Origin of the sequence: Spongiibacter taiwanensis (assembly GCF_023702635.1) — a bacterium.
Taxonomy (GTDB): domain Bacteria; phylum Pseudomonadota; class Gammaproteobacteria; order Pseudomonadales; family Spongiibacteraceae; genus Spongiibacter; species Spongiibacter taiwanensis.
In genome coordinates, this window is the sequence record NZ_CP098455.1 from 459,097 (window position 1) to 479,526 (window position 20,430).

A 20,430-nucleotide genomic window follows, 5' to 3' on the forward strand; every position below is an offset into this window, starting at 1 on the left:
TAGAATCCTCGCAATTTTAAGTGATGCGGCGGGTTGAGTAAACCGATTGTTTGGCCAACAACGCTGCCGCGCCACACACGATAAGCCGGCCTGCGGTGCTACAATGCCGCGATGGACACCCCGACTCCCCAAGACACCCTATCCGTCACCCAGCTGAACCGGCTGGCCAAGCAGTTGCTGGAAGATTGCTTCGCTCAGGTCAAGGTCAGCGGCGAGCTATCCACCTTGTCGCGACCCAGCTCCGGGCATTGGTATTTCACCCTCAAAGATGATCGCGCCCAAATTCGCTGCGCCTTCTTCCGAGGCCGCAATATGCGGGTTCGCTTTCAGCCCGAAGTGGATCAGCAGGTCACGGTGACTGGCAAAGTCAGTCTCTATGAGGGCCGCGGCGACTATCAGTTGATTGTGGACGAAATGCAGCCCGCCGGCGCCGGTGCCCTGGCCGCCGCCTTTGAACGACTGAAAGAGGAGTTGCGCGAGGCCGGCTGGTTTGACGCCGCACTGAAACAGCCCTTGCCAGAAACCATCAATCACATCGCGGTAGTGACCTCACCCACCGGCGCGGCCATTCACGATATTTTGTCTGTACTTGCCCGGCGCTGGCCCGCAATGCGGGTGTCCGTGCTGCCGGTGCTGGTTCAGGGCGATCAGGCGGCGGCGCAAATTGCCAACGCCCTCGCCACCGCCAACCGCTGGCGAGATGCCGGCCACCAGGATTTCGACGTCATTCTGCTCAGCCGGGGCGGCGGCTCGCTGGAGGATTTATGGCCATTCAATGAACGGAGAGTGGCCGAGGCGATTCGTGCCTCCAGTCTGCCGGTGGTGAGCGCAGTGGGCCACGAAGTCGACTTTAGCATTAGCGATTTTGTCGCCGATGTTCGCGCCGCCACCCCCTCGGCCGCCGCCGAGCTGCTCAGCCCCGACCAGCACACCCTGCTCTCTCGACTGAAACTGTTACACGGGCGCTTGGTCGCCGGACAAACCCGCCGCCTGGACCTGATGCGCCAACGCTGCCGAGAACTGTTTGGTCGTTTAAAGGACCCACGCAGCCAACTTCGCGAGCAAAGCCAGCGCCTCGACGATTTGGAAATGCGCCTCACCAGCCAATGGCAGCAGGGGCAGCGCCGCCGATTTCAGCAATTGCACGGTCTGGAAAAGCAATTGCATTTGCTCAGCCCGACCCGTCAACTCGGCCAGCGGCACAGGGAGCTGAGCGCGCTCAACGGCCGGCTGCAGACCGCCTGGCAACAGCGCCACAAGGCGGCCAGCACCCATCTACAGCATTTGGAGCAACAGCTAAAATCCCTCGGCCCCCAGCAAACCCTCAACCGGGGATACGCCATTGTGCTGGATGAGCGTGGCCAAGCGATTCGGGATAGCGAATCCCTTACCGAGGGTCAACAACTTGAGGGGCGCTTTGCCCGGGGCCGGGCGCAGCTGGCAGTGACAAAAAAACAAGCTCAATAAGCCGGAAATTACTGACCGCCCTCGCGACTCAACTCGGCCGCCCAACCGCGCCGTACCTCAGCCATGAAAGGCGACTCCCCGGGCACCTCGATACCCTCCAGCAGGCGCTGGGAAAAATCGGCGATCAGCTCCGCGGCCGGATCGCTGGCCAGCCCGGTGTGACGAATCTTGACAAATTTGTCGCCCCGTACGGCGAGCACCACCCGGGATCGAAAGTGGTTATCGAGGGCGTCGGCATAGTCGACGTGAAAGCGCACCACCGGTTCGGCCTCGGGTCCTGCCTCCACTTGCGGATCACTGAACTGGGGCGCAAGAAATTCCTCGGCCTCGAGCAAGCGGCTGATTTCCTCACGAATCGCCTCTAACTCAGCCTCTATCGCGATCGCCGAATTCTGCCAGGCTATCTGGCGGATCGGGTAGACAAACACATCCGCCGCATCCTCAAATTGTGCTGGGCGAAGATAATGGAACTGCATACCGAGAAAGGGATGATGAAATTGCCGCGAACCCGCCACCTGAAAGGCGCCCACCGCCTGGGGCATTTTCAACTCGCGATCGTAGTCCGTTGCACCCAATGTACGGCTCAGAAACTGCGCGCTGAACAATTCAGGGTGGGACTGCAGGGTGTGCGTCACCTTCTCAGCGATCTGCCTGGCCAAAGGCGTCTCGAAATCCTTGCCCAAGGTGAACAGCGAAACGGATCGCTCATCCTCCACCGATACATCAAAGTTGGATAGCAACTGATTAAACCAGTACAGCTTCGCCTCTACCCTAACCTCCTTGGTCTGGCGCATCGGCAGAACCAGCAGCGTGGCACCGGACAGCGCGGCACTGCCAACTTCGGCTGCCGTCTTCTCGTTGAAATCTGCGATAGAGAAACTCAAACGGTAGGGAATATCATCATCGGCGCGACGAACTTCCGCGAACAGGCCTTGAGCTTCTATCGCCGTTCGCAGCTTTTCCAGCGGTGGCGCGGTAAAGCGGCAATGGTGTAATAACGAACGCTGCTCAAACGCCTGACACTTGGCCAAAAATTCGCTGGAGGGGCGCTGAAAAAAAACCGACACCGCCGGGAGCTGGTTGGTTTCTAGATTGGTAGCCCCGGTAACGGCAGTGTCGCGGGCTTGCGGACTTGGCGTGGTGGCGCAGGCCAGCAAACCGAAGCACAAAGAAATCAGGCAAAGCGCCTTAAGCTGACGTAAAACAGTAATTTTGCGGTGCTCCAAAACCCTGAGCAAAGATAAAGTAGCCAATAGTGTGAACAGGCCCTAGTAACTTTCCGGCAGCTTCTTCTTAATGATGATGTGTCGGCCTTCCACTTCGACGTACTCGCCGATGGTCAGGTCCTTGAGGATACGCGCAACCATTTCACGAGAGGAACCCACCCGATCAGCAATTTCCTGCTGGGTCAGCTTTTCCTCGATACGCATCTGCCCGCCATCACCGAAGGGTTCGGCAAGGCTGGTCAACACCTTGACCACGCGACCGTAGACATCCTGCAGGGCGAGGCTTTTCACATCATTGGTGAGTTTACGAATGCGGCGGGTCAGGTTCTTATTCAGAATCCGGGTAATATTGGGGTGAAGGTCAAGGATCGCTTTGAAGTCTTCCTTGTACACAATCCGCACCCGGGTCGCGTCCATCGCTCTTACCGACGCGGAGCGCTTGTCATCGTCCAGCAGAGCAAGCTCGCCAAAATAGTCTCCGGATTCGAGAATATTCAGCACAAAGTCCTTGCCACTTTTATCGCTGCAATACACTTTCACCCGGCCGGACTCGATCACGTACAGCGAATCTGCAGTGTCACCTTCGTGAATGAGCACGGTATTTTTGGCGAACTCCCGCATTACGCTGGTATCGCGCAAAATTTGCAGCTCGTCTGGCGACAGCCCGTCAAACAAATCCACATTCTCGATACTCATCGACTCCACTCCTGACAATGCCGCGTTGGAAATAAACCAACCGTGCCAAAAAACGCTGGAAGGACCGGTCGAAGTTCCGGCTTGAGCTTATAGTACAGACCCATAAGTTATTGTCCAGCCTAGGGTTTGGCGGAGCACACAAAAGCGGAAAATCTGGCTGGCAAGAAACCAGGCGACCGCCTCACTGTGTCACAGGGCGGTCGCTGGTATATCGGCGATATCTACAAGCGCTTGTTACGCTTCAGGTCGCATATGGGGGAACAGCAAAACGTCCCGAATGGAGGGTGAATCGGTAAACAACATCACGAGACGGTCGATACCGATCCCCTCGCCCGCGGTGGGCGGCAAACCGTATTCCAGCGCTGCAACAAAGTCGGCGTCGTAGTGCATGGCCTCATCATCTCCGGCCTCTTTTTCGGCAACCTGGGCCATAAAGCGCTCCGCCTGATCCTCGGCGTCATTCAGCTCCGAGAAGCCGTTGGCCAGTTCACGACCACCCACAAAGAACTCAAAGCGGTCGGTTACGAAGGGATTGTCATCACTGCGCCGGGCCAGTGGCGATACCTCTGTAGGGTACTGGGTGATAAACGTCGGCTGATCCAGCTTATGCTCAGCGGTTTCTTCGAAGATCTCAATTTGGATTTTGCCCAGCCCCCAAGTGTCTTTCACGTCTATGCCAAGGGACTTGGCGACCGCGATTGCCTGGGCTTTATCAGCCAACTGTTCGGCAGTCACATTGGGGTTATACTTGAGCACCGCGTCGAATACCGACAGGCGCGCAAAGGGCTGGGCGAAGTCGTATTCGCTGCCCTGGTATTGAATGGTGGTTGTGCCAAGGACCTCTTGGGCCACCGTGCGCAGCATGTCTTCGGTTAAATCCATCAGGTCGTTGTAGTCCGCATAGGCCTGATAAAACTCGATCATAGTGAACTCGGGGTTGTGCCGAGTCGAAAGGCCCTCGTTGCGGAAGTTGCGGTTGATTTCAAATACCCGCTCAAAGCCGCCCACCACCAGCCGCTTCAAATACAGCTCCGGTGCAATACGCAGATACATATCAAGATCCAGAGCATTGTGATGGGTGACAAAGGGCTTGGCGCTGGCGCCACCGGGAATCACCTGCATCATCGGTGTTTCCACTTCCATAAAGTCGCGCTGCTGGAGGTAATTGCGAATGCTGGTAATCATCTTTGAGCGAATCGCGAAGGTGCGGCGGGACTGCTCGTTCATAATCAGGTCGACATAGCGCTGGCGGTAGCGCATTTCCTGATCCTGCAGGCCATGAAATTTATCCGGTAGCGGACGCAGGGATTTGGTCAGCAGGCCCGCTTCTTCCATATACACATACAGATCGCCCTTGCCGGATTTATGCACCGGACCACAGGCAAACACGATATCGCCGATGTCCCAGTGTTTGATTTCTTCAGCAAGTTCTTCCGGCAGTTGCTTTTTATCCACATAGGCCTGAATGCGACCGCTCATATCCTGCAGCACCAGGAAGGGCCCGCGCTTGGCCATAATCCGCCCGGCCACCTTGGCCTTGCGATCCAGCGCTTCCAGTTCTGCCTTGTCCTTGTCACCCAGCTCCTCTTGCAACTGCTGGGCATAGGCATCCCGGCGAAAGGCATTGGGGAAGGCATTGCGCTTTTCGCGAATGGCCGCCAGCTTGCTGCGACGCTCGGCGATCAGGCGGTTTTCTTCCTGCGCGGTGATTTGGGTATTTTCTGTATCAGACATGGATAAATATCTCTGGTCGGACGTCGGACGTCTGATGTCGGACGTGTAGTGCTAAATATCGGGTCGGACGTTAAAACCCTGGGGCTGCTTTGCGTCAGACGTCAGGCTTCCGACGTCCGGCCCAGTTCTTTAAAGCCCAAACTTCAAACTGGCCTCAATAAACATATCCAGATCGCCATCCAGCACGGCACCGCAGTTGCTGGTTTGAACATTGGTGCGCAGGTCTTTAATGCGCTGGTCATCCAGTACGTAACTGCGAATCTGGCTGCCCCAGCCGATATCGGCCTTGCTATCTTCCAATGCTTGGGCGGCGGTGTTGCGTTTCTGCAGCTCCAGTTCATAGAGCTTGGCGCGCAGCATCTTCCAGGCGTTATCCCGGTTCTGGTGCTGGGAGCGTTCGGTCTGGCACTGCACTACCGTATTGGTGGGCACGTGGGTCAAGCGCACCGCCGAGTCAGTTTTGTTGACGTGCTGACCACCGGCGCCGCTGGCCCGGTAGGTATCGGTACGCACATCGGCGGGGTTGATATCGATCTCAATATTGTCGTCAATCTCAGGGGAGATAAACACCGAGCAAAAAGAGGTGTGGCGGCGATTGCCAGAATCGAATGGCGATTTGCGCACCAGGCGGTGAACACCCGTTTCGGTGCGCAACCAACCGTATGCGTACTCACCCTGCACATGAATGGTGGCACTTTTGATACCGGCCACCTCGCCATCGGAGGCCTCGACCAGTTCGGCCTTAAAGCCCTTGTCTTCACACCAGCGCAAGTACATGCGCAGCACCATGCTGGCCCAATCCTGAGCCTCGGTACCGCCAGAGCCAGATTGGATATCCAGGTAACAGTTGTTGGGGTCCATTTCACCGGAAAACATGCGCCGAAATTCCAGGGTGGCGAGCACCGCTTCCAGCTTCTTCACATCTTCCTGCAGCGCGTTGATGGTGTCTTCGTCATCCTCTTCCGCCGCCATAAGCAGCAGCTCTTCGGCGTCGGTGATTCCGGCATCCAGCTCGTCGATGGAGGCCACCACCAATTCGAGGCTGCTGCGCTCCCGACCCAGCTCCTGGGCCCGGGCAGGATCATCCCACACAGAGGAATCCCCCAGTTCTAGCTCAACCTCGGTCAAGCGCTCTTTCTTGTTAGCGTAGTCAAAGGTACCCCCTAAGCGTATCAGTACGCTCAGTCATATCCTTGAGGGCATTGCGCAGGGCATTGATTTCTAACATTGAGTGCGGTCCGAGCCTGATTTTACAAAAGGCGGGCATTTTACCTGATGGACCGGGTGGCGGAAAGGCTGGTGCGGGAGACGGGAGACGCAACTACATGCGGCTTTGCCGCTCTCGCAGCATCCCGCGGCGAAGCCGCGGCCGCTTTTGCGTTTACCGTGGGCCCAGCCCGCGAGCACAGCGAGTGCTTTGGCTGCTCCCGTCCAGCGTCTCCCGTCAAACCGCCCGTAAATGATCCACCAACAGCTGCAGCGACAAATTTTCCCGCCACAGGTTGCTATCCAGCTTATAGACCAGCTCCACCAACTCCACGCCAGTATCAGGCCAGACTGCGGTATCGATGTTAAAAGCGATGGCATCTATGAGGGGCGCATCAGTGGCTTCGGGCAGCAGCACCATTTTCAGGTGTTTTTCGCCGACCAGACGTTGCTGCTGAATGCGGAAGCGGCCATGAAAGACCGGCGCGGGGAAGGCCTGCCCCCAGGGCCCGGCATTGCGCAGCAGCTCGGCATTTTCCAGGGTCAGGCTGGCCTGGCTCAGTTCGCCATCACTGTGGACCACCGCTTCCAGGTCGTCCTCACTGACCAGCTCGGCCACGGTATCAGCAAAGGCCTGGCGAAAGGTGTCAAAGTCTTTGCGCGCCAGACTGAGCCCCGCCGCCATGGCGTGACCGCCGAATTTGCGCAGCAGTTGGGGGTGGCGCTTGGCGATCAAATCCAGGGCATCGCGCATATGCAGACCGGGGATGGACCGGGCCGACCCCTTGATTTCGTCATTGCTGGTTTCGGCAAAGGCAATCACCGGGCGGTGGAATTGTTCCTTGACCCGGGAGGCCAGTATCCCCACCACACCCTGATGCCAGGAGGGTTCGAACAGACACAAACCCGCGGGCAGATCGGCGCCCTCTAGGTGCAGATGGGACAGGGCCCGAAAGGCCTCGTCCTTCATACTCTGCTCAATGCTGCGCCGCTCCCGGTTGAGGTCATCCAGCTCGGCCGCCAGGTTCAGGGCTCGATTGGGATCCTCTTCCAACAGGCAGCGGATGCCGATGGTCATATCATCGAGGCGCCCCGCGGCGTTGAGGCGCGGTCCCACGGTAAAGCCCAGATCGCTGGCCACCAGACGGCCGGCGTCGCGGCCCGAGACCTTCAACAGCGCGGAGATGCCGGGGCGACAGCGCCCCGCCCGAATCCGGCGCAGGCCCTGCTCAACCAGAATGCGGTTGGCATGACTGAGGGGCACCACATCAGCCACTGTGCCCAGAGCAACAATATCGAGAAACTCGGCCAGATTCGGTGCCGAGCGATCGACAAAGGCGCCCTGCTCTCGCAGCTTGCTCCGCAGGGCCAGCAGCAGATAAAACATCACCCCCACCCCTGCCAGGGCTTTATCCGGAAACTCGCAGCCGGGCTGGTTGGGATTCACAATCGCGGCAGCCTTGGGCAACTCATCGCCGGGCAAATGGTGATCGGTCACCAATACCGGAATCCCCAGCGCCCTCGCCGCCTCAACCCCGTCGATACTGGAAATACCGTTATCCACGGTGATAATCAGATCGGGTTGGCGCTCGGCGGCCACGGCGACTATCTCGGGGCTAAGGCCGTAGCCATACTCGAAACGATTGGGAACCAGGAAGTCGACCTGGCGAGCACCCAGTGCGGTCAGACCCAGCATGGCCAGGGTGGTGCTGGTTGCGCCGTCGCAGTCGAAGTCGCCAACGATCAGTAGGCGCTTATTGCCAGCAATGGCCGCTACCAACAATTCCACCGCCACGTCCAGGCCCTTCATGGTCGGCGCGGGTAAGGCATCCAGACCCAGCGACAACTCTTGAGCGCGGCGCAACCCCCGATTGTGGTACAGGCGGGTCAGCAGATCGGGCAGTTGGGGGAATTCTGGCGCCGGACCCTCTTCGGCCCGACGCTCACGCAGGACAATGCGAGGAAATGGCATCAGGCGCGGATATTGGCCGCCATAAACTGCTGAACAGCAGCCATGTCGTTGTCCAGGACTTCGTAACGCTCGTCCAAGTCAAACAGGTCAGCCATATGCAGTGGCAGCGGCGGCGCCGAGGGGTAGCCCGCCTTCATTACCGCTTCCGGGAATTTGGCCGGATGGGCGGTCGCTAGGGTCACCATCGGCACGCTCTTATCCCGCCAGCAATCCCGGGCGGCTTTGACGCCGATGGCTGAGTGCGGGTCCAGCAGGTACTCGCTGGCCTGATAGACCGAGGCAATGGTCGCTACAGTGTCTTCATCATTGACCGCACTGCTGGCAAACAGCTCACGCACTTTATCGAAGGCCCCCGCCGGAATGGAGGTGGTCTCGGTGTTCATCTTTTGCATCAAATCGGCAATGGCGGCGCCGTCCCGGTCGAAGCAGTCAAACAGCATCCGCTCAAAATTGCTGGACACCACAATATCCATACTTGGCGACAGGGTGTGCTGCAGCTCGTGTTTTTCAAACTGATTGCTACTGATAAAGCGATGCAGAATATCGTTCTGGTTGGTAGCCACCACCAGCTGATCGATGGGCAGGCCCATGCACTTGGCCAGGTAGCCGGCATAAATATCGCCAAAGTTGCCGGTGGGCACCGAGAAGCTGACCTTGCGGTCGGGGGCGCCCACAGCATAGGCGGCGTAGAAGTAATAAACGATCTGGGCCATGATCCGCGCCCAGTTAATCGAGTTCACCGCTACCAGCTGCCGGCCTTCCGGCAGGAAGCTCTGATCGGCGAAGCTGGCTTTGACCAATGCCTGGCAGTGGTCAAAGTGTCCCTTCAATGCGATGTTGTGGATGTTGTCGCCCACGACGGTAGTCATCTGGCGGCGCTGAACTTCAGACACCCGCTGATAGGGGTGCAGAATAAAAATATCGACATTGGCGCAACGCTTCACACCCTGGATAGCGGCAGAACCGGTATCACCGGAAGTGGCACCCATCACCACGACTTTTTGCTGACGCTTTTCCAGCACGTAATCCAGCAGACGGCCCAGCATCTGCAGGGCAAAATCCTTAAAGGCTAGGGTCGGGCCCTGGAACAGTTCCAACAGCCATTCGTTGTGGCCCAGCTGCACCAGCGGCGCGATGGCCGGGTGACGGAAGTCCACATAACTGTCTTCGATAATCGCCTTCAGATCGGCATCGGGAATACAGCCCGCGACAAAGGGCTGAATGATTTCAAAGGCCAACTCGGTGTAGGGCAAGGACGACCACGCGGCGATCTGCGCTTTGCTGTACTGCGGCAGCGATTCGGGCACATACAAACCGCCGTCTGGCGCCAGGCCAGTCAGCAGAACGTCTTCAAAGTTTAGTGCGGGGGCCTTGCCCCGGGTGCTGATGTATTTCACGTTGTTCTCGATTCTAGCTACAGTAGTCGCGTAAAGCCCACCCTAGAGCGGACTCCTTCAAATAATCATTGGTCGGACGTCAGACGTCAGACTCAAAGATCAGCCCGCCAGGGACTCCACCCGAATCCGGGTGACTTCGCCAACGATGCTTTCCAGGCCTTCGATCTGAGCCACCGCTGAAGACAGTTTGCCCTCGATGGTGCGGTTGGTCAGGATGATCATCGGCACCAGATTGGCCTCTTCCGGCGGCTCCTTCTGGATCAGGGCTTCGATGCTGATGCCCTCGTCGCTGAGAATCTGGGCCACCCGTGACAGCACCCCGGGACGATCCACGGCGGACATCCGCAAGTAAAAGGCGGTCTCTACCTCATCGATGGGCAGCACCGGGTGGGCGCTCAGGGCCGATTGCTGGAAGGCCAGGTACGGTACTCGGGCATCCGGTGTGGCGCCAAGGGTCCGCGCAACGTCAATAATATCGGCCACCACTGCCGAGGCGGTGGGCTCGCTGCCCGCACCCGCGCCGTAGTATAGGCTGGGGCCGACGGCGTCGGATTGCACCAACACCGCGTTCATTACGCCATTAACGTTGGCGATCAGGCGCTTGACGGGAATCAGCGTGGGGTGAACCCGCAGCTCAATACCGTTGTCAGTGTCCCGGGCAATACCCAGGTGCTTGATGCGATAACCCAGCTCTTCCGCGTAAGTGACATCCTCAGGCGCAATGCGGCTGATGCCCTCGGTGTAGACCTTGTCGAATTGGAGCGGAATACCAAAGGCCAGCGACGCGAGAATAACCAGTTTGTGGGCGGCGTCGATACCCTCTACATCAAAGGTGGGGTCCGCTTCGGCATACCCCAGCGCCTGGGCTTCGGCCAGCACATCGCTGAAGTCCCGGCCCTTATCGCGCATTTCTGTCAGGATGAAGTTGCCCGTGCCGTTGATAATCCCGGCCAGCCATTGAATCCGGTTACCGGCCAGACCTTCCCGCAGGGCTTTGATAATCGGAATGCCCCCAGCTACAGCCGCTTCAAACGCCACAGAGACGCCTTTTTCGGCAGCCACGGCGAAAATTTCGTTACCGTGCTCGGCGATCAACGCCTTGTTGGCCGTCACCACATGCTTGCCGTTTTCAATGGCGCGCAGAACCAGATCTTTGGCCGTGGTCGTGCCACCAATCAGCTCAACAACAATATCGATTTCCGGGTTGTCCGCGACCGCGAACACATCGCGGTTTACCGCTGTAGCACCCACGTCACTGTCCTCACAGCCACGCCGGGCGCCGATTTCGGCCACCACAATTTCGGCGCCCACACGGGCGGCAATCTCTGCCGCATTGCGGGTCAGCACGGCATAGGTGCCGCTACCAACTGTTCCGAAACCACAAATACCTACTTTGACCGGATCCACGGACGCTCCTTAGTCATTTTGTACCGTAAAGAATGATGCCAGCGAACCCTCACGGGCGCTGGAAAAGGCGAACATTTTAGTCAAGCCGGGGCACTAAAGCCATCGCCACCGGCATTATTCCGGGGCGACGGGCTTCAATGGATCAGGACTCGCTTTGCAGAACGACCTTGGCAAGGCGGTCAGCAGGCATATAACCAGGAATCAACTGGCCAGAGGTCGTCACAATCGCCGGTGTACCCGTGACACCGACTTCGCCGCCGAGCTTGTATTCCTCGGCAATGGGGTTGTCACAGCTCTTCTCAGGAATGGGCCGACGGTCTTTCAGCGCATCCATCGCCGCGAGCCGGTCATCTGCACACCAGGCCGACTCCATCTTCTTGTAGGTTGGCGTACCCAAACCGGCCCGCGGGTAAGCGAGGTAGCGGACCTCTATCCCCATCGCGTTGAGCTCAGGTACCTCCTTGTGCAGCTTTTGGCAGTATCCGCAATCCACATCGGTGAACACGTACACCGCCCCCTTGGGCTTACCCTCCGGGCTGAAGATAATCATATCCTCCCGCTTCACCTCGGCCATCAGCTTTTGCCGCTCGCCGTTGCGCCGGGTTTCGGCCAGATTGACAAAGCCCGTTTCGGTGACCGAGTACATATCGCCGAGGAAAAAGTATTTGCCGTCGGCAGATACATAGATTTCGGGTCCGTTTTGCAGCTCAACACGGTAAATGCCAGCGACATCACTGGGCGCAACCTGGCTGATCACCACATCGGGACGTGCGGTTTTAAAGCGCTGGCGAATCGCCGCCTCATCGCCACCAGCAGCCTGACTGGATCCGGCTGCAACGGCGGGCTTGTCTGCATCTGCGTCAGACGCCTGCTTTGAGCACGCCGCGGTAAGGGTCAGCGCAAGCGTCAGGGTCAAGCCACTGGCGCAACGCAAGAAAGTGGTTTTTTTGGTCTTCAAAATCGACTCCGTCATCACAAATAACTGCTTTAAGAACACCGAAAACGTTAGGAGTTCAGCACGCTAACCCCTGGGGTGGTGGGCTGCGTGCAGGGCTTTCATTCGCTCCCGAGCCACGTGAGTGTATATCTGGGTGGTACTCAGGTCACTGTGGCCGAGAAGCAATTGTACCACCCGCAAGTCGGCACCGTGGTTAATCAGGTGGGTGGCAAAAGCGTGGCGCAGGGTGTGTGGCGAAATGGTGGCCCGAATTCCGGCAACCGTCGCCCAGTGCTTTATGCGATGCCAAAAGGTCTGCCGGGTCATCTGCCCGCCGCGCTGACTGAGAAAAATCACCTCCGTTGGCGGCCCTGCACAAAGCGCGGGTCGCCCATAGCGCAGATACTTCTGCAGCCAGTCGAGCGCCTCTTCCCCCATCGGCACCAAGCGCTCCTTATTGCCCTTGCCTATTACCTTGACCACTCCCTGATTGGTGCTGACCTGAGAAAACTGCAGCCCAATCAATTCGGTAACTCGCAGGCCAGAGGCATACAGCAGCTCCAACATGGCCCGGTCGCGCAACCCGAGGGGTTCATCAACATTGGGCGCCAATAGTAGCGCCTCAACATCGCGCTCGCTGAGGGATTTCGGCAGTGGCCGACCCAGCTTGGGCGAATCGATATCAGCGGTAGGGTCTACTTGAATGCGCGATTCTCTGAGGTGGTAGCGATAAAATCCCCGCAAACACGATAGTAATCGGGCGCTGCTGCGAACCGAACGCTGGAGCGCACCCTGGGCTCCCAGATAAGCCAGCACCTGCGCTTTACCGGCCTGGAGCAGGCCGACACCCTCTCGCTCAGCCAGCCATTGCGCCCAAAACGTCAAATCTCTCCGGTAAGCCTCCAATGTGTTGGCGGCCAGCCCTTTCTCCAGCCACAGTGCATCGACGTAGCCATCAATCAGACGGAGATCACTCTGGGGAACATCAACTGCCATCAACTGGCTTCCTGAGAACATGTTGCGGGCCATCATATCAGCCCAAACCGCACTCAAGCGATTTTACACCGGCACAAAAAAAGGCAGCCTCGGGCTGCCTTTCTCGGAGCGAATCGGGCTTGCGCCCAACCACTTAGCCTTTGTTGGCCAGCTTTTCTTTGATGCGGGCAGAACGACCGCTGCGCTCGCGCAGGTAGTACAGTTTGGCTTGACGTACATCACCGCGACGCTTGACCTGGATGCTGTCGATCAGCGGGCTGTAAGTTTGGAAAGTACGCTCAACGCCAACACCGTGAGAAATTTTACGCACGGTGAAAGCAGAGTTCAGGGCGCGGTTGCGAACACCGATGACCACACCTTCAAAGGCCTGCAGACGCTCGCGGTTACCTTCTTTTACTTTTACCTGAACGACAACGGTGTCGCCGGGGCCGAATTCTGGCAGTTCTTTGGCGGTTTGTTCCGCTTCCAGCTCAGCGATAATTTTGTTGGTGCTCATGGCCTGCTCCTAAAAATAAAAAGTGTAGCTTCACAGCTAGCTTGTCAGTTAATCGTCACACTCGCGGATAAATTCCGCCAGCAGTAATTTTTGCTCTTCACTCAGATCGCACTTTTCCAGCAGATCCGGGCGTCTTTGCCAGGTCCGACCCAGCGACTGCTTGAGCCGCCAGCGCCGTATTGCCTCGTGATTGCCACTGGTTAGCACCGCCGGCACCGAGCTCCCCTGATAGGTTTCGGGCCGTGTGTAATGCGGACAATCCAATAATCCGTCGGTGAAGGAGTCCTGCTGCGCAGACAGCGGATGCCCCAACACGCCTGGCAACAGACGGCTTACACCATCGATCACCACCATGGCAGCCAACTCACCGCCACTGAGCACATAATCACCAATCGACAACTCCTCATCGACCAGTTCATTGATCAAGCGCTCGTCCACTCCCTCATACCGACCCGCCAGCAGTATTAATGCAGGCTCTTGGGCCAGGGCCTCAAGCCGTTGCTGGCTGAGTGTCTGCCCCTGGGGAGACAGATAAATCACTTTGGCTCCCTGCGCCACTTTCGCCTTGGCCTCAGTAATGGCCTTAGCGAGGGGCGGTGCCATCATCACCATCCCGGGACCACCGCCGTAGGGCCGGTCATCCACCGTCTGGTGACGATCCGCAGTAAAATAGCGGGGGTTAACACAGCTAATTGCCAACCCACCGCTGCTTACCGCTCTGCCGGTCACGCCATAATCGCTGACCGCGCTAAACATCTCTGGAAACAAGGTCACGACGGCAATATCCATGACTCGTCTCCCAAAAACCTGACTAGTCAACGGCGTTGTTAAAAGGCCGGATCCCAGTCCACTAACATCTCCCCCGCCTGGAGATCGATGCGCTCTACAAACTGTCCTGGCAGATAAGGCACCAGGCGTTGCTGCTTGTCGATGCTACCCTGGCAGGCTTTCACCACCAGCACATCGTTGGCACCGGTTTCCATCAGATCGCTCACCTCACCCAGCAACTGCATGCCGCCCTGATGGGTATAGACTTTTAAGCCGATCAATTGGTGCCAGTAATATTCACCCTCTTCGAGTGACGGCAGCGCATCGTTGGCAATTGCCAGCTCCACGCCACAAAACTCTCTGGCCGCGTCTCTATCGTCTACCCCAGCCAGCTGGGCCACAATGCCCTTGCCGTGCCGCTGACTGGTGACGATTTCCAGCGCTTTCCACTCTTTATCCCGACGATAAAAGCAGCGGGAGTGGTTCAGAAAGTTCTCTAACGGGTCGGTGAAGGAATGCACCTTCACCCAACCTTTCACCCCGTAAACCGTGGTGATCTTCGCAATCACCACATAATCGCCGGGGCCTGCCATAAATTAAGCGGCAGCGCTTTCTTTCTGACTGTCTTTCAGCAACTGAGCAACGCGATCAGACACTTGCGCGCCTTGGCTAACCCAGTACTCAACGCGCGCAGCGTCAACACGCAGACGCTCTTCCTGACCACGAGCGATCGGGTTGAAAAAACCTACGCGCTCAATAAACCGGCCGTTGCGAGAAGAGCGGCTGTCAGTAACAGTCAGGTGGTAGAAAGGACGCTTTTTAGAGCCGCCGCGAGACAAACGAATAGTGACCATTCTTGTTTCATTTCCTGTTGTTTACGGCGAGCCTGTCGACCCGCTGCTAAAAAATTTGCACAACCACGCACAGGGCGCGGCCGTAAAGGCGCGGCATTATAAGGGAAATGCGTGGTGTTTGAAACACTTAGGGATTTATTTCTGGCGAATTTCGCGACTCCAATATCCCCGCAGCGGACAGACTGAGAACTCGCCCGGAGAGAAAATAATTTTAAAGATTAATTTCAGTTAGTTAGCCTGATCTTTGCAAGTTTATTATCAAGACAAAAGCGCCCTAGCCACCGGCGCCCTGTCTACATAATCAGCCAACTCACTCAGCCGGCGCGCCTTACATGCCAGGGAAGCGACCACCGCCGGGCGGCATCATACCGCCCATTCCGCGCATCATATTGGTCATGCCGCCCTTCTGCCCCATCTTCTTCATCATCTTCGCCATCTGCTTGTGCTGCTTTAGCAGGCGATTCAGATCCTGGATTTCGGTGCCCGAGCCAACGGTGATACGGCGCTTGCGAGAGCCATTGAGAATATCCGGATTGCGGCGCTCAGCGGGCGTCATGGAGTTGATGATGGCTTCCATGCGCGTGAACATTTTGCTATCCACCTGACTCTGGGCCATCTGGGCCATATTGCCCATGCCCGGCAGCTTGTCGAGCAGGCCACCAAGCCCGCCCATCTGCTGCATTTGTTGAAGCTGGTCGCGCAGATCTTCCAGATCGAACTTCTTGCCCTTTTTCAGCTTCTTGGCCAGCTTCTCGGCTTTTTGCTTGTCGAGCTTGGCCTCGGCTTCATCGATCAGCGACAGGATGTCGCCCATCCCCAAAATACGGGAGGCGATACGATCAGGGTAGAAGGGGTCGAGGGCATCGGTTTTTTCGCCGGTACCGATAAACTTGATGGGCTTGCCAGTGATATGACGCACTGACAGCGCAGCACCACCGCGGCTATCGGCGTCAGCCTTGGTCAAAATCACCCCGGTGAGTGGCAGCGCCTCGTTGAAGGCCTTTGCGGTATTGGCCGCATCCTGACCGGTCATGGCATCCACCACGAACAGGGTTTCGACCGGATTGATGGCCGCGTGCAAATCGGTGATTTCGGTCATCATATCGGCGTCGACGTGGAGTCGACCGGCCGTATCCACAATCACCACATCAAAAAAGCGCAGCTTGGCTTCGCTGATTGCGCCTTTGGCGATATCCACCGGCTTTTGCTCAATTGTACTGGGGAAAAAGGTCGCCCCCACTTCGCCAGCAACGGTTTCCAACTGTTTGATCGCTGCCGGGCGGTACACGTCGGCGCTGACCACCAGCACCTTTTTCTTCTGCTTGTCCTGGAGAAACTTGGCCAGCTTGGCCACCGAGGTGGTTTTACCTGCACCCTGCAGGCCCGCCATCAGGATCACCGCCGGGGGCTGCACCGACAGATTCAGGGCCTCATTGCTTTGGCCCATGATGTTCTCCAGCTCCTGCTGGACGATCTTGATAAACATCTGCCCGGGGCTCAGGCTCTTGCTGACTTCCTGCCCCACCGCGCGGCTGCGTACGGCCTCGACAAAGTCCTTCACTACCGGCAGGGCGACATCGGCCTCAAGCAACGCCATGCGCACATCGCGCATCGCATCCTTGATATTGTCCTCACTCAACCGGGCCTGACCGGTTACCGAGCGCAAGGTCTGGGAAAGGCGTTCCTGCAAGCTCTCGAACATGCTTTGCTCTCTTACTCTGTAGGTTTACATCGGGTCGGTGCCCGGCTGGCTCGCAGCGTGTCGACAGCTCAGCGCCAACGCGCTTACAATCTGCCACTGCTCAGCACCGCGTTGGCCACGGCAGCCGGAATCAACAAAGGGCGAGCAGTATAACCGAGTCAGCAGCGCGACCCAATGCAGACGACCCGTCTCTTTTTGGCAATCGCGCCGCCGCCCTCGGCCACTCACAACCACGGCTAACACACCGAATGAATGTATATTTGAGCATCGCCGCCATTGTGCTTTACGGTCTGGCCGGTGGCTTACAAATTCGCCAGATCAAATCCAGCAGCGGCGAAATGCTCCCCGCGCTGTTGGCGTTTGGCGCGGTCAGCGCCCATGCCGTGGCTGCCATTACCGCAATCTACACCGATATCGGCATAGACCTGGGCCTGCCCCAAAGCCTTTCATTAATCAGCTGGGTGATTTGTCTGATCACCCTGCTCGCCAGTTTTCGGCGTCCGGTTCACAGCCTGCTGATTGCGGTCTACCCGCTAGCGGCCCTCGCGCTCCTGGCCGAACTCACCTTGCCGCCCAACCACGACATTCTCAGCCATGTCGGCACTGGCGTTTTTGTTCATATTATCTCGTCCATTCTTTCCTACAGCGTGCTGTCAGTGGCGGCGGCGCTCGCCATTGTGCTGGCGATCCAGGACAAGCGCCTGAAACAGCACAAGCTGCTGGGCCTTTCCAACCTCCTGCCGCCACTCCAGACCATCGAGGAGATGCTGTTTGAGTTTATTTGGGCTGGCTTTGCCCTGCTCACCGTGGCCATTGCCAGCGGCGCGTTATATGTGGAAGACCTCCTCGCCCAGCACCTGGTCCACAAAACTGTGTTCTCAGTGGTGGCCTGGGCTCTGTTTGCCATTTTACTCTGGGGCCGGGCAACGCTGGGCTGGCGCGGACGCACCGCCATTCGCTGGACGCTATGGGCATTTGCCTTTCTGATGCTGGCCTATATTGGCACCCAGGTGGTGCTGCAGTGGATTTTGAATTAGGGTGATGCGAATCTTCTCGGGGAAATGACCGATCCGGTCTCAATATTCCTTGTTCCCAACGCACTTTTTATTCAAGATGTGCGTCTCAAATTTATTAGGGAGTTGTTGGCTTTTTGAACGAAGCACCGCTGGGTCTTCTTTTCGGCGTCTTGGCTGCGCTGATCGTTTTGTCGGCGTTTTTTTCTGGTTCCGAAACCGGAATGATGTCCCTGAATCGCTACCGTCTTCGCCACAAAGCAAAGTCTGGTCACAGTGGCGCCCGCCGGGCGGCCAAACTGCTGGAGCAGCCAGACAGCCTGATCAGCACCATTCTGATTGGCAATAACCTCGTCAACAACCTGGCAGCCGCCATTGCCACCGTACTGGCGATTCGACTTTACGGCGACAACGCCGTGGTGCCCGCCTCGATTTTGCTAACCCTCGCATTTCTGATCTTCGCAGAAATTATTCCCAAGACAATTGCCGCCTATAAGTCCGAGCTAGTGGCCTACGCGGTAAGCCATATTCTGCTGCCACTGCGCAAACTCCTGTCACCCGTCATCTGGCTGGTCAGCCACATTACCCATTTTGTTCTGCGCCTGACCGGTGTGGAGAAAGGTGATGGCAGCGACCATATCGGCGTTGAAGAGCTGCGCACCATTGTAGGCGATGCCGGCCATCTGATTCCCAAGCACCACAAGGGCATGCTGCTGAACATCCTCGACCTTGAGCAGATCACAGTGGAAGACATCATGATCCCCCGCAATGAGGTCTTCGGCATCGATATTGAGGCAGACACCGAAACCATCATTGAGAAGTTGCGCACCGCTGAATTCACCCGCATCCCCGTTTATAAAGGCGATATCGACAACATTGTCGGCATCCTCCACCAGCGCGACATTATCAACAGCGTCAACAAACAGGGCCAGGTACAGCGGGATGCCCTGCTCGGCTCGCTGCGCAGCCCCTACTTTATCCCCGAGGGTACCCCGCTCAACACGCAGCTGTTTAATTTCCAGCAGAAAAAACGCCGCATGGGCATCGTGGTAGACGAATATGGCGTGATGCAAGGCATTGTCACCCTGGAAGATCTGCTTGAGGAAATCGTCGGCGAGTTCACTTCAAACCTAAGCGGTGAAACCGATGACATTACCCACCAGCAGGATGGCAGCTTCGTGATTGACGGCACTACTACCATCCGGGATATCAACAAATCGTTGAAGTGGGAATTGCCCACAGACGGGCCAAAGACCTTGAATGGTCTGCTATTGGAGCGCCTCGAGTCCTTTCCCGAGGCCTCGGTGGGGGTGAAATTTGATCGCTATCGTTTTGAAATTATCGAGGTCAAAGGCAACCTGATTCAGAAGGTTCGCGCGTTTTCTGCCAGAGGCTGATCAAGCCCCGTGACCGTCACCCCAAGCCAAAATCACCAAACCGGGCCTTGCGACGTTGCTGACAACGGAGCAGCACTTCCCGGCGGGCTGGATTATCGAGAGTTGACCAGCGGGCGATTTCGTCCAGATCCCTGAAACACCCCGTGCACACGTCCTCGTCGTCGAGGGCGCACACTGACACACAAGGCGACGCGACGGGCTTCTCTACCTGGTCTTTCATCTTCAATTCTGGGGCCTCCATACTGCCGCGTGTTCAACCTTCTTGGGGTTTCAGCCCGCGAAGGTAGCGGTGGCCATTTTCAACATAATGGGCGGCTGATGCCAGCAGGCCTTCACGTTGCGCCTCGCTAAGCTGACGACGAACCTTGCCGGGGGCGCCCAGCACCAGAGAGCCATCAGGCACCTCCATGCCCTCCGTCACCAGCGCACCAGCGCCAATCAAGCAGCCCTTGCCAATTTTTGCGCCATTGAGCACCACTGCATTGATGCCAATCAGGCTGCCATCACCAATGGTGCAGCCGTGGATCATGGCCTTGTGCCCTACGGTGACATCCTCACCGATGGTCAGCGGGAACCCTTCATCGCTGTGCAGCACGGAGCCATCCTGAATATTGCTGCGCGCGCCAATGTGCATGGGCTCGTTGTCAGCGCGAATCACCACATTGAACCAGACGCTAACGTCCTCGCACAGGGTCACATTACCAATCACTGCAGCGCTCTCTGCCACAAAGTGGCCCTCGCCCTCAAGGCGTACCTTGGTGTCATCCAGTTGATATAACATGACTATTACCTACTCTCGAATTCGTTGGGGTCCACTAGTGCGATAATATCGAAGGCCGGCTCTTCATAGGGGTGAGCCTCGCGAAGTGCCGCCAACACCGGCCCCATCACCTCAGCCGAACACAGGGTTTCGACCCGTAGCTCAGCGACCCGCTCCAGCGCTCCGTGACTGCCGATAAAGGGCTGGCTGCCGGCCATCGGCCGAAATTGTCCAGTGCCAGCACTCTGCCAACAACAAGCCTCATAATTTCCCTGACGCCCCGCACCGGCGGCAAAGATGGCTTCTTTTACTGCCTCCCCGTGCGTTTCGGGCACAAACACGACCAACTTATACATCAGCCCCTCCCATTCTCACCGCGACTGGTCACCGCGACTGGTCACC

20 protein-coding genes are annotated in these 20,430 nt (G+C 57.6%); 3 read left to right on the forward strand and 17 right to left on the reverse strand.

Annotated features, from left to right (window positions below; translation table 11 throughout):
- Window positions 1-111: 111 nt before the first annotated feature.
- Window positions 112-1,467: an exodeoxyribonuclease VII large subunit gene (gene xseA, locus NCG89_RS02285; RefSeq protein WP_251088156.1), complete on the forward strand. Its 1,356-nt coding sequence runs from the start codon at window positions 112-114 to the stop codon at window positions 1,465-1,467.
- An 8-nt stretch (window positions 1,468-1,475) separates the two neighbouring features.
- On the opposite strand, the gene NCG89_RS02290 is transcribed toward xseA, so the two are convergent.
- The 14 genes from NCG89_RS02290 to ffh form a co-directional block, all read right to left on the reverse strand.
- Complete coding sequence (locus tag NCG89_RS02290; protein WP_251088157.1) at window positions 1,476-2,705, reverse strand: hypothetical protein; 1,230 nt, start codon at window positions 2,703-2,705, stop codon at window positions 1,476-1,478.
- Window positions 2,706-2,735: 30 nt separating this feature from the next.
- Window positions 2,736-3,389, reverse strand: coding sequence for a Crp/Fnr family transcriptional regulator (locus NCG89_RS02295; protein WP_251088158.1), 654 nt, complete (start codon window positions 3,387-3,389; stop codon window positions 2,736-2,738).
- A gap of 234 nt (window positions 3,390-3,623) precedes the next feature.
- Entirely contained in the window at window positions 3,624-5,123 is a 1,500-nt protein-coding gene (gene lysS, locus NCG89_RS02300) for a lysine--tRNA ligase (protein WP_251088159.1), read from the reverse strand.
- 129 nt (window positions 5,124-5,252) lie between these two features.
- Window positions 5,253-6,351, reverse strand: a protein-coding gene (gene prfB / locus NCG89_RS02305; protein ID WP_251088160.1) for a peptide chain release factor 2 whose coding sequence is annotated in 2 segments (ribosomal slippage) — window positions 5,253-6,275 and window positions 6,277-6,351 — 1,098 coding nt in all. Because the reading frame shifts where the segments join, the coding sequence is not laid out codon by codon here.
- Window positions 6,352-6,567: 216 nt separating this feature from the next.
- Window positions 6,568-8,301 carry a single-stranded-DNA-specific exonuclease RecJ gene (gene recJ / locus NCG89_RS02310; RefSeq protein ID WP_251088161.1) on the reverse strand — a complete coding sequence of 578 codons (1,734 nt, stop codon included), beginning with the start codon at window positions 8,299-8,301 and terminating at the stop codon, window positions 6,568-6,570.
- Window positions 8,301-9,698: a threonine synthase gene (gene thrC / locus NCG89_RS02315; protein ID WP_251088162.1), complete on the reverse strand. Its 1,398-nt coding sequence runs from the start codon at window positions 9,696-9,698 to the stop codon at window positions 8,301-8,303. The genes recJ and thrC overlap by 1 nt, the downstream gene beginning before the upstream one ends.
- A gap of 99 nt (window positions 9,699-9,797) precedes the next feature.
- Window positions 9,798-11,105: a homoserine dehydrogenase gene (locus NCG89_RS02320; RefSeq protein ID WP_251088163.1), complete on the reverse strand. Its 1,308-nt coding sequence runs from the start codon at window positions 11,103-11,105 to the stop codon at window positions 9,798-9,800.
- Between the two features lie 142 nt (window positions 11,106-11,247).
- The gene (locus tag NCG89_RS02325; protein WP_251088164.1) at window positions 11,248-12,063 is read right to left on the reverse strand and encodes a DsbC family protein; all 816 of its coding nucleotides are present in this window, start codon (window positions 12,061-12,063) and stop codon (window positions 11,248-11,250) included.
- Window positions 12,064-12,126: 63 nt separating this feature from the next.
- Complete coding sequence (xerD, locus tag NCG89_RS02330; RefSeq protein ID WP_251088165.1) at window positions 12,127-13,038, reverse strand: site-specific tyrosine recombinase XerD; 912 nt, start codon at window positions 13,036-13,038, stop codon at window positions 12,127-12,129.
- 133 nt (window positions 13,039-13,171) lie between these two features.
- Entirely contained in the window at window positions 13,172-13,534 is a 363-nt protein-coding gene (gene rplS, locus NCG89_RS02335; protein ID WP_251088166.1) for a 50S ribosomal protein L19, read from the reverse strand.
- 48 nt (window positions 13,535-13,582) lie between these two features.
- Window positions 13,583-14,323, reverse strand: a complete 741-nt coding sequence (gene trmD / locus NCG89_RS02340; RefSeq protein ID WP_251088167.1) for a tRNA (guanosine(37)-N1)-methyltransferase TrmD — start codon at window positions 14,321-14,323, stop codon at window positions 13,583-13,585.
- Between the two features lie 38 nt (window positions 14,324-14,361).
- Window positions 14,362-14,895: a ribosome maturation factor RimM gene (gene rimM / locus NCG89_RS02345; RefSeq protein WP_251088168.1), complete on the reverse strand. Its 534-nt coding sequence runs from the start codon at window positions 14,893-14,895 to the stop codon at window positions 14,362-14,364.
- Window positions 14,896-14,898: 3 nt separating this feature from the next.
- On the reverse strand, window positions 14,899-15,156 hold the full coding sequence (rpsP, locus tag NCG89_RS02350) for a 30S ribosomal protein S16 (RefSeq protein WP_251088169.1): 258 nt from the start codon (window positions 15,154-15,156) through the stop codon (window positions 14,899-14,901).
- A 328-nt stretch (window positions 15,157-15,484) separates the two neighbouring features.
- Window positions 15,485-16,858, reverse strand: a complete 1,374-nt coding sequence (gene ffh / locus NCG89_RS02355; protein WP_251088170.1) for a signal recognition particle protein — start codon at window positions 16,856-16,858, stop codon at window positions 15,485-15,487.
- 248 nt (window positions 16,859-17,106) lie between these two features.
- On the opposite strand from ffh, the gene NCG89_RS02360 reads away from it, so the two are divergent.
- Window positions 17,107-17,895 carry a cytochrome C assembly family protein gene (locus tag NCG89_RS02360; RefSeq protein WP_251088171.1) on the forward strand — a complete coding sequence of 263 codons (789 nt, stop codon included), beginning with the start codon at window positions 17,107-17,109 and terminating at the stop codon, window positions 17,893-17,895.
- A gap of 113 nt (window positions 17,896-18,008) precedes the next feature.
- Window positions 18,009-19,268 (forward strand): HlyC/CorC family transporter, encoded by a 1,260-nt coding sequence (locus NCG89_RS02365; RefSeq protein WP_251088172.1) that lies wholly within the window; start codon window positions 18,009-18,011, stop codon window positions 19,266-19,268.
- Window positions 19,269-19,284: 16 nt separating this feature from the next.
- On the opposite strand, the gene NCG89_RS02370 is transcribed toward NCG89_RS02365, so the two are convergent.
- Genes NCG89_RS02370 through NCG89_RS02380 form a run of 3 tightly spaced genes read right to left on the reverse strand, consistent with a single transcriptional unit; the run spans window position 19,285 to window position 20,384 of the window.
- Complete coding sequence (locus NCG89_RS02370; RefSeq protein WP_251089327.1) at window positions 19,285-19,488, reverse strand: DUF1289 domain-containing protein; 204 nt, start codon at window positions 19,486-19,488, stop codon at window positions 19,285-19,287.
- A gap of 33 nt (window positions 19,489-19,521) precedes the next feature.
- Window positions 19,522-20,049: a gamma carbonic anhydrase family protein gene (locus NCG89_RS02375; RefSeq protein ID WP_251088173.1), complete on the reverse strand. Its 528-nt coding sequence runs from the start codon at window positions 20,047-20,049 to the stop codon at window positions 19,522-19,524.
- 5 nt (window positions 20,050-20,054) lie between these two features.
- Window positions 20,055-20,384, reverse strand: a complete 330-nt coding sequence (locus NCG89_RS02380) for a YqfO family protein (RefSeq protein WP_251088174.1) — start codon at window positions 20,382-20,384, stop codon at window positions 20,055-20,057.
- Window positions 20,385-20,430 lie beyond the last annotated feature (46 nt).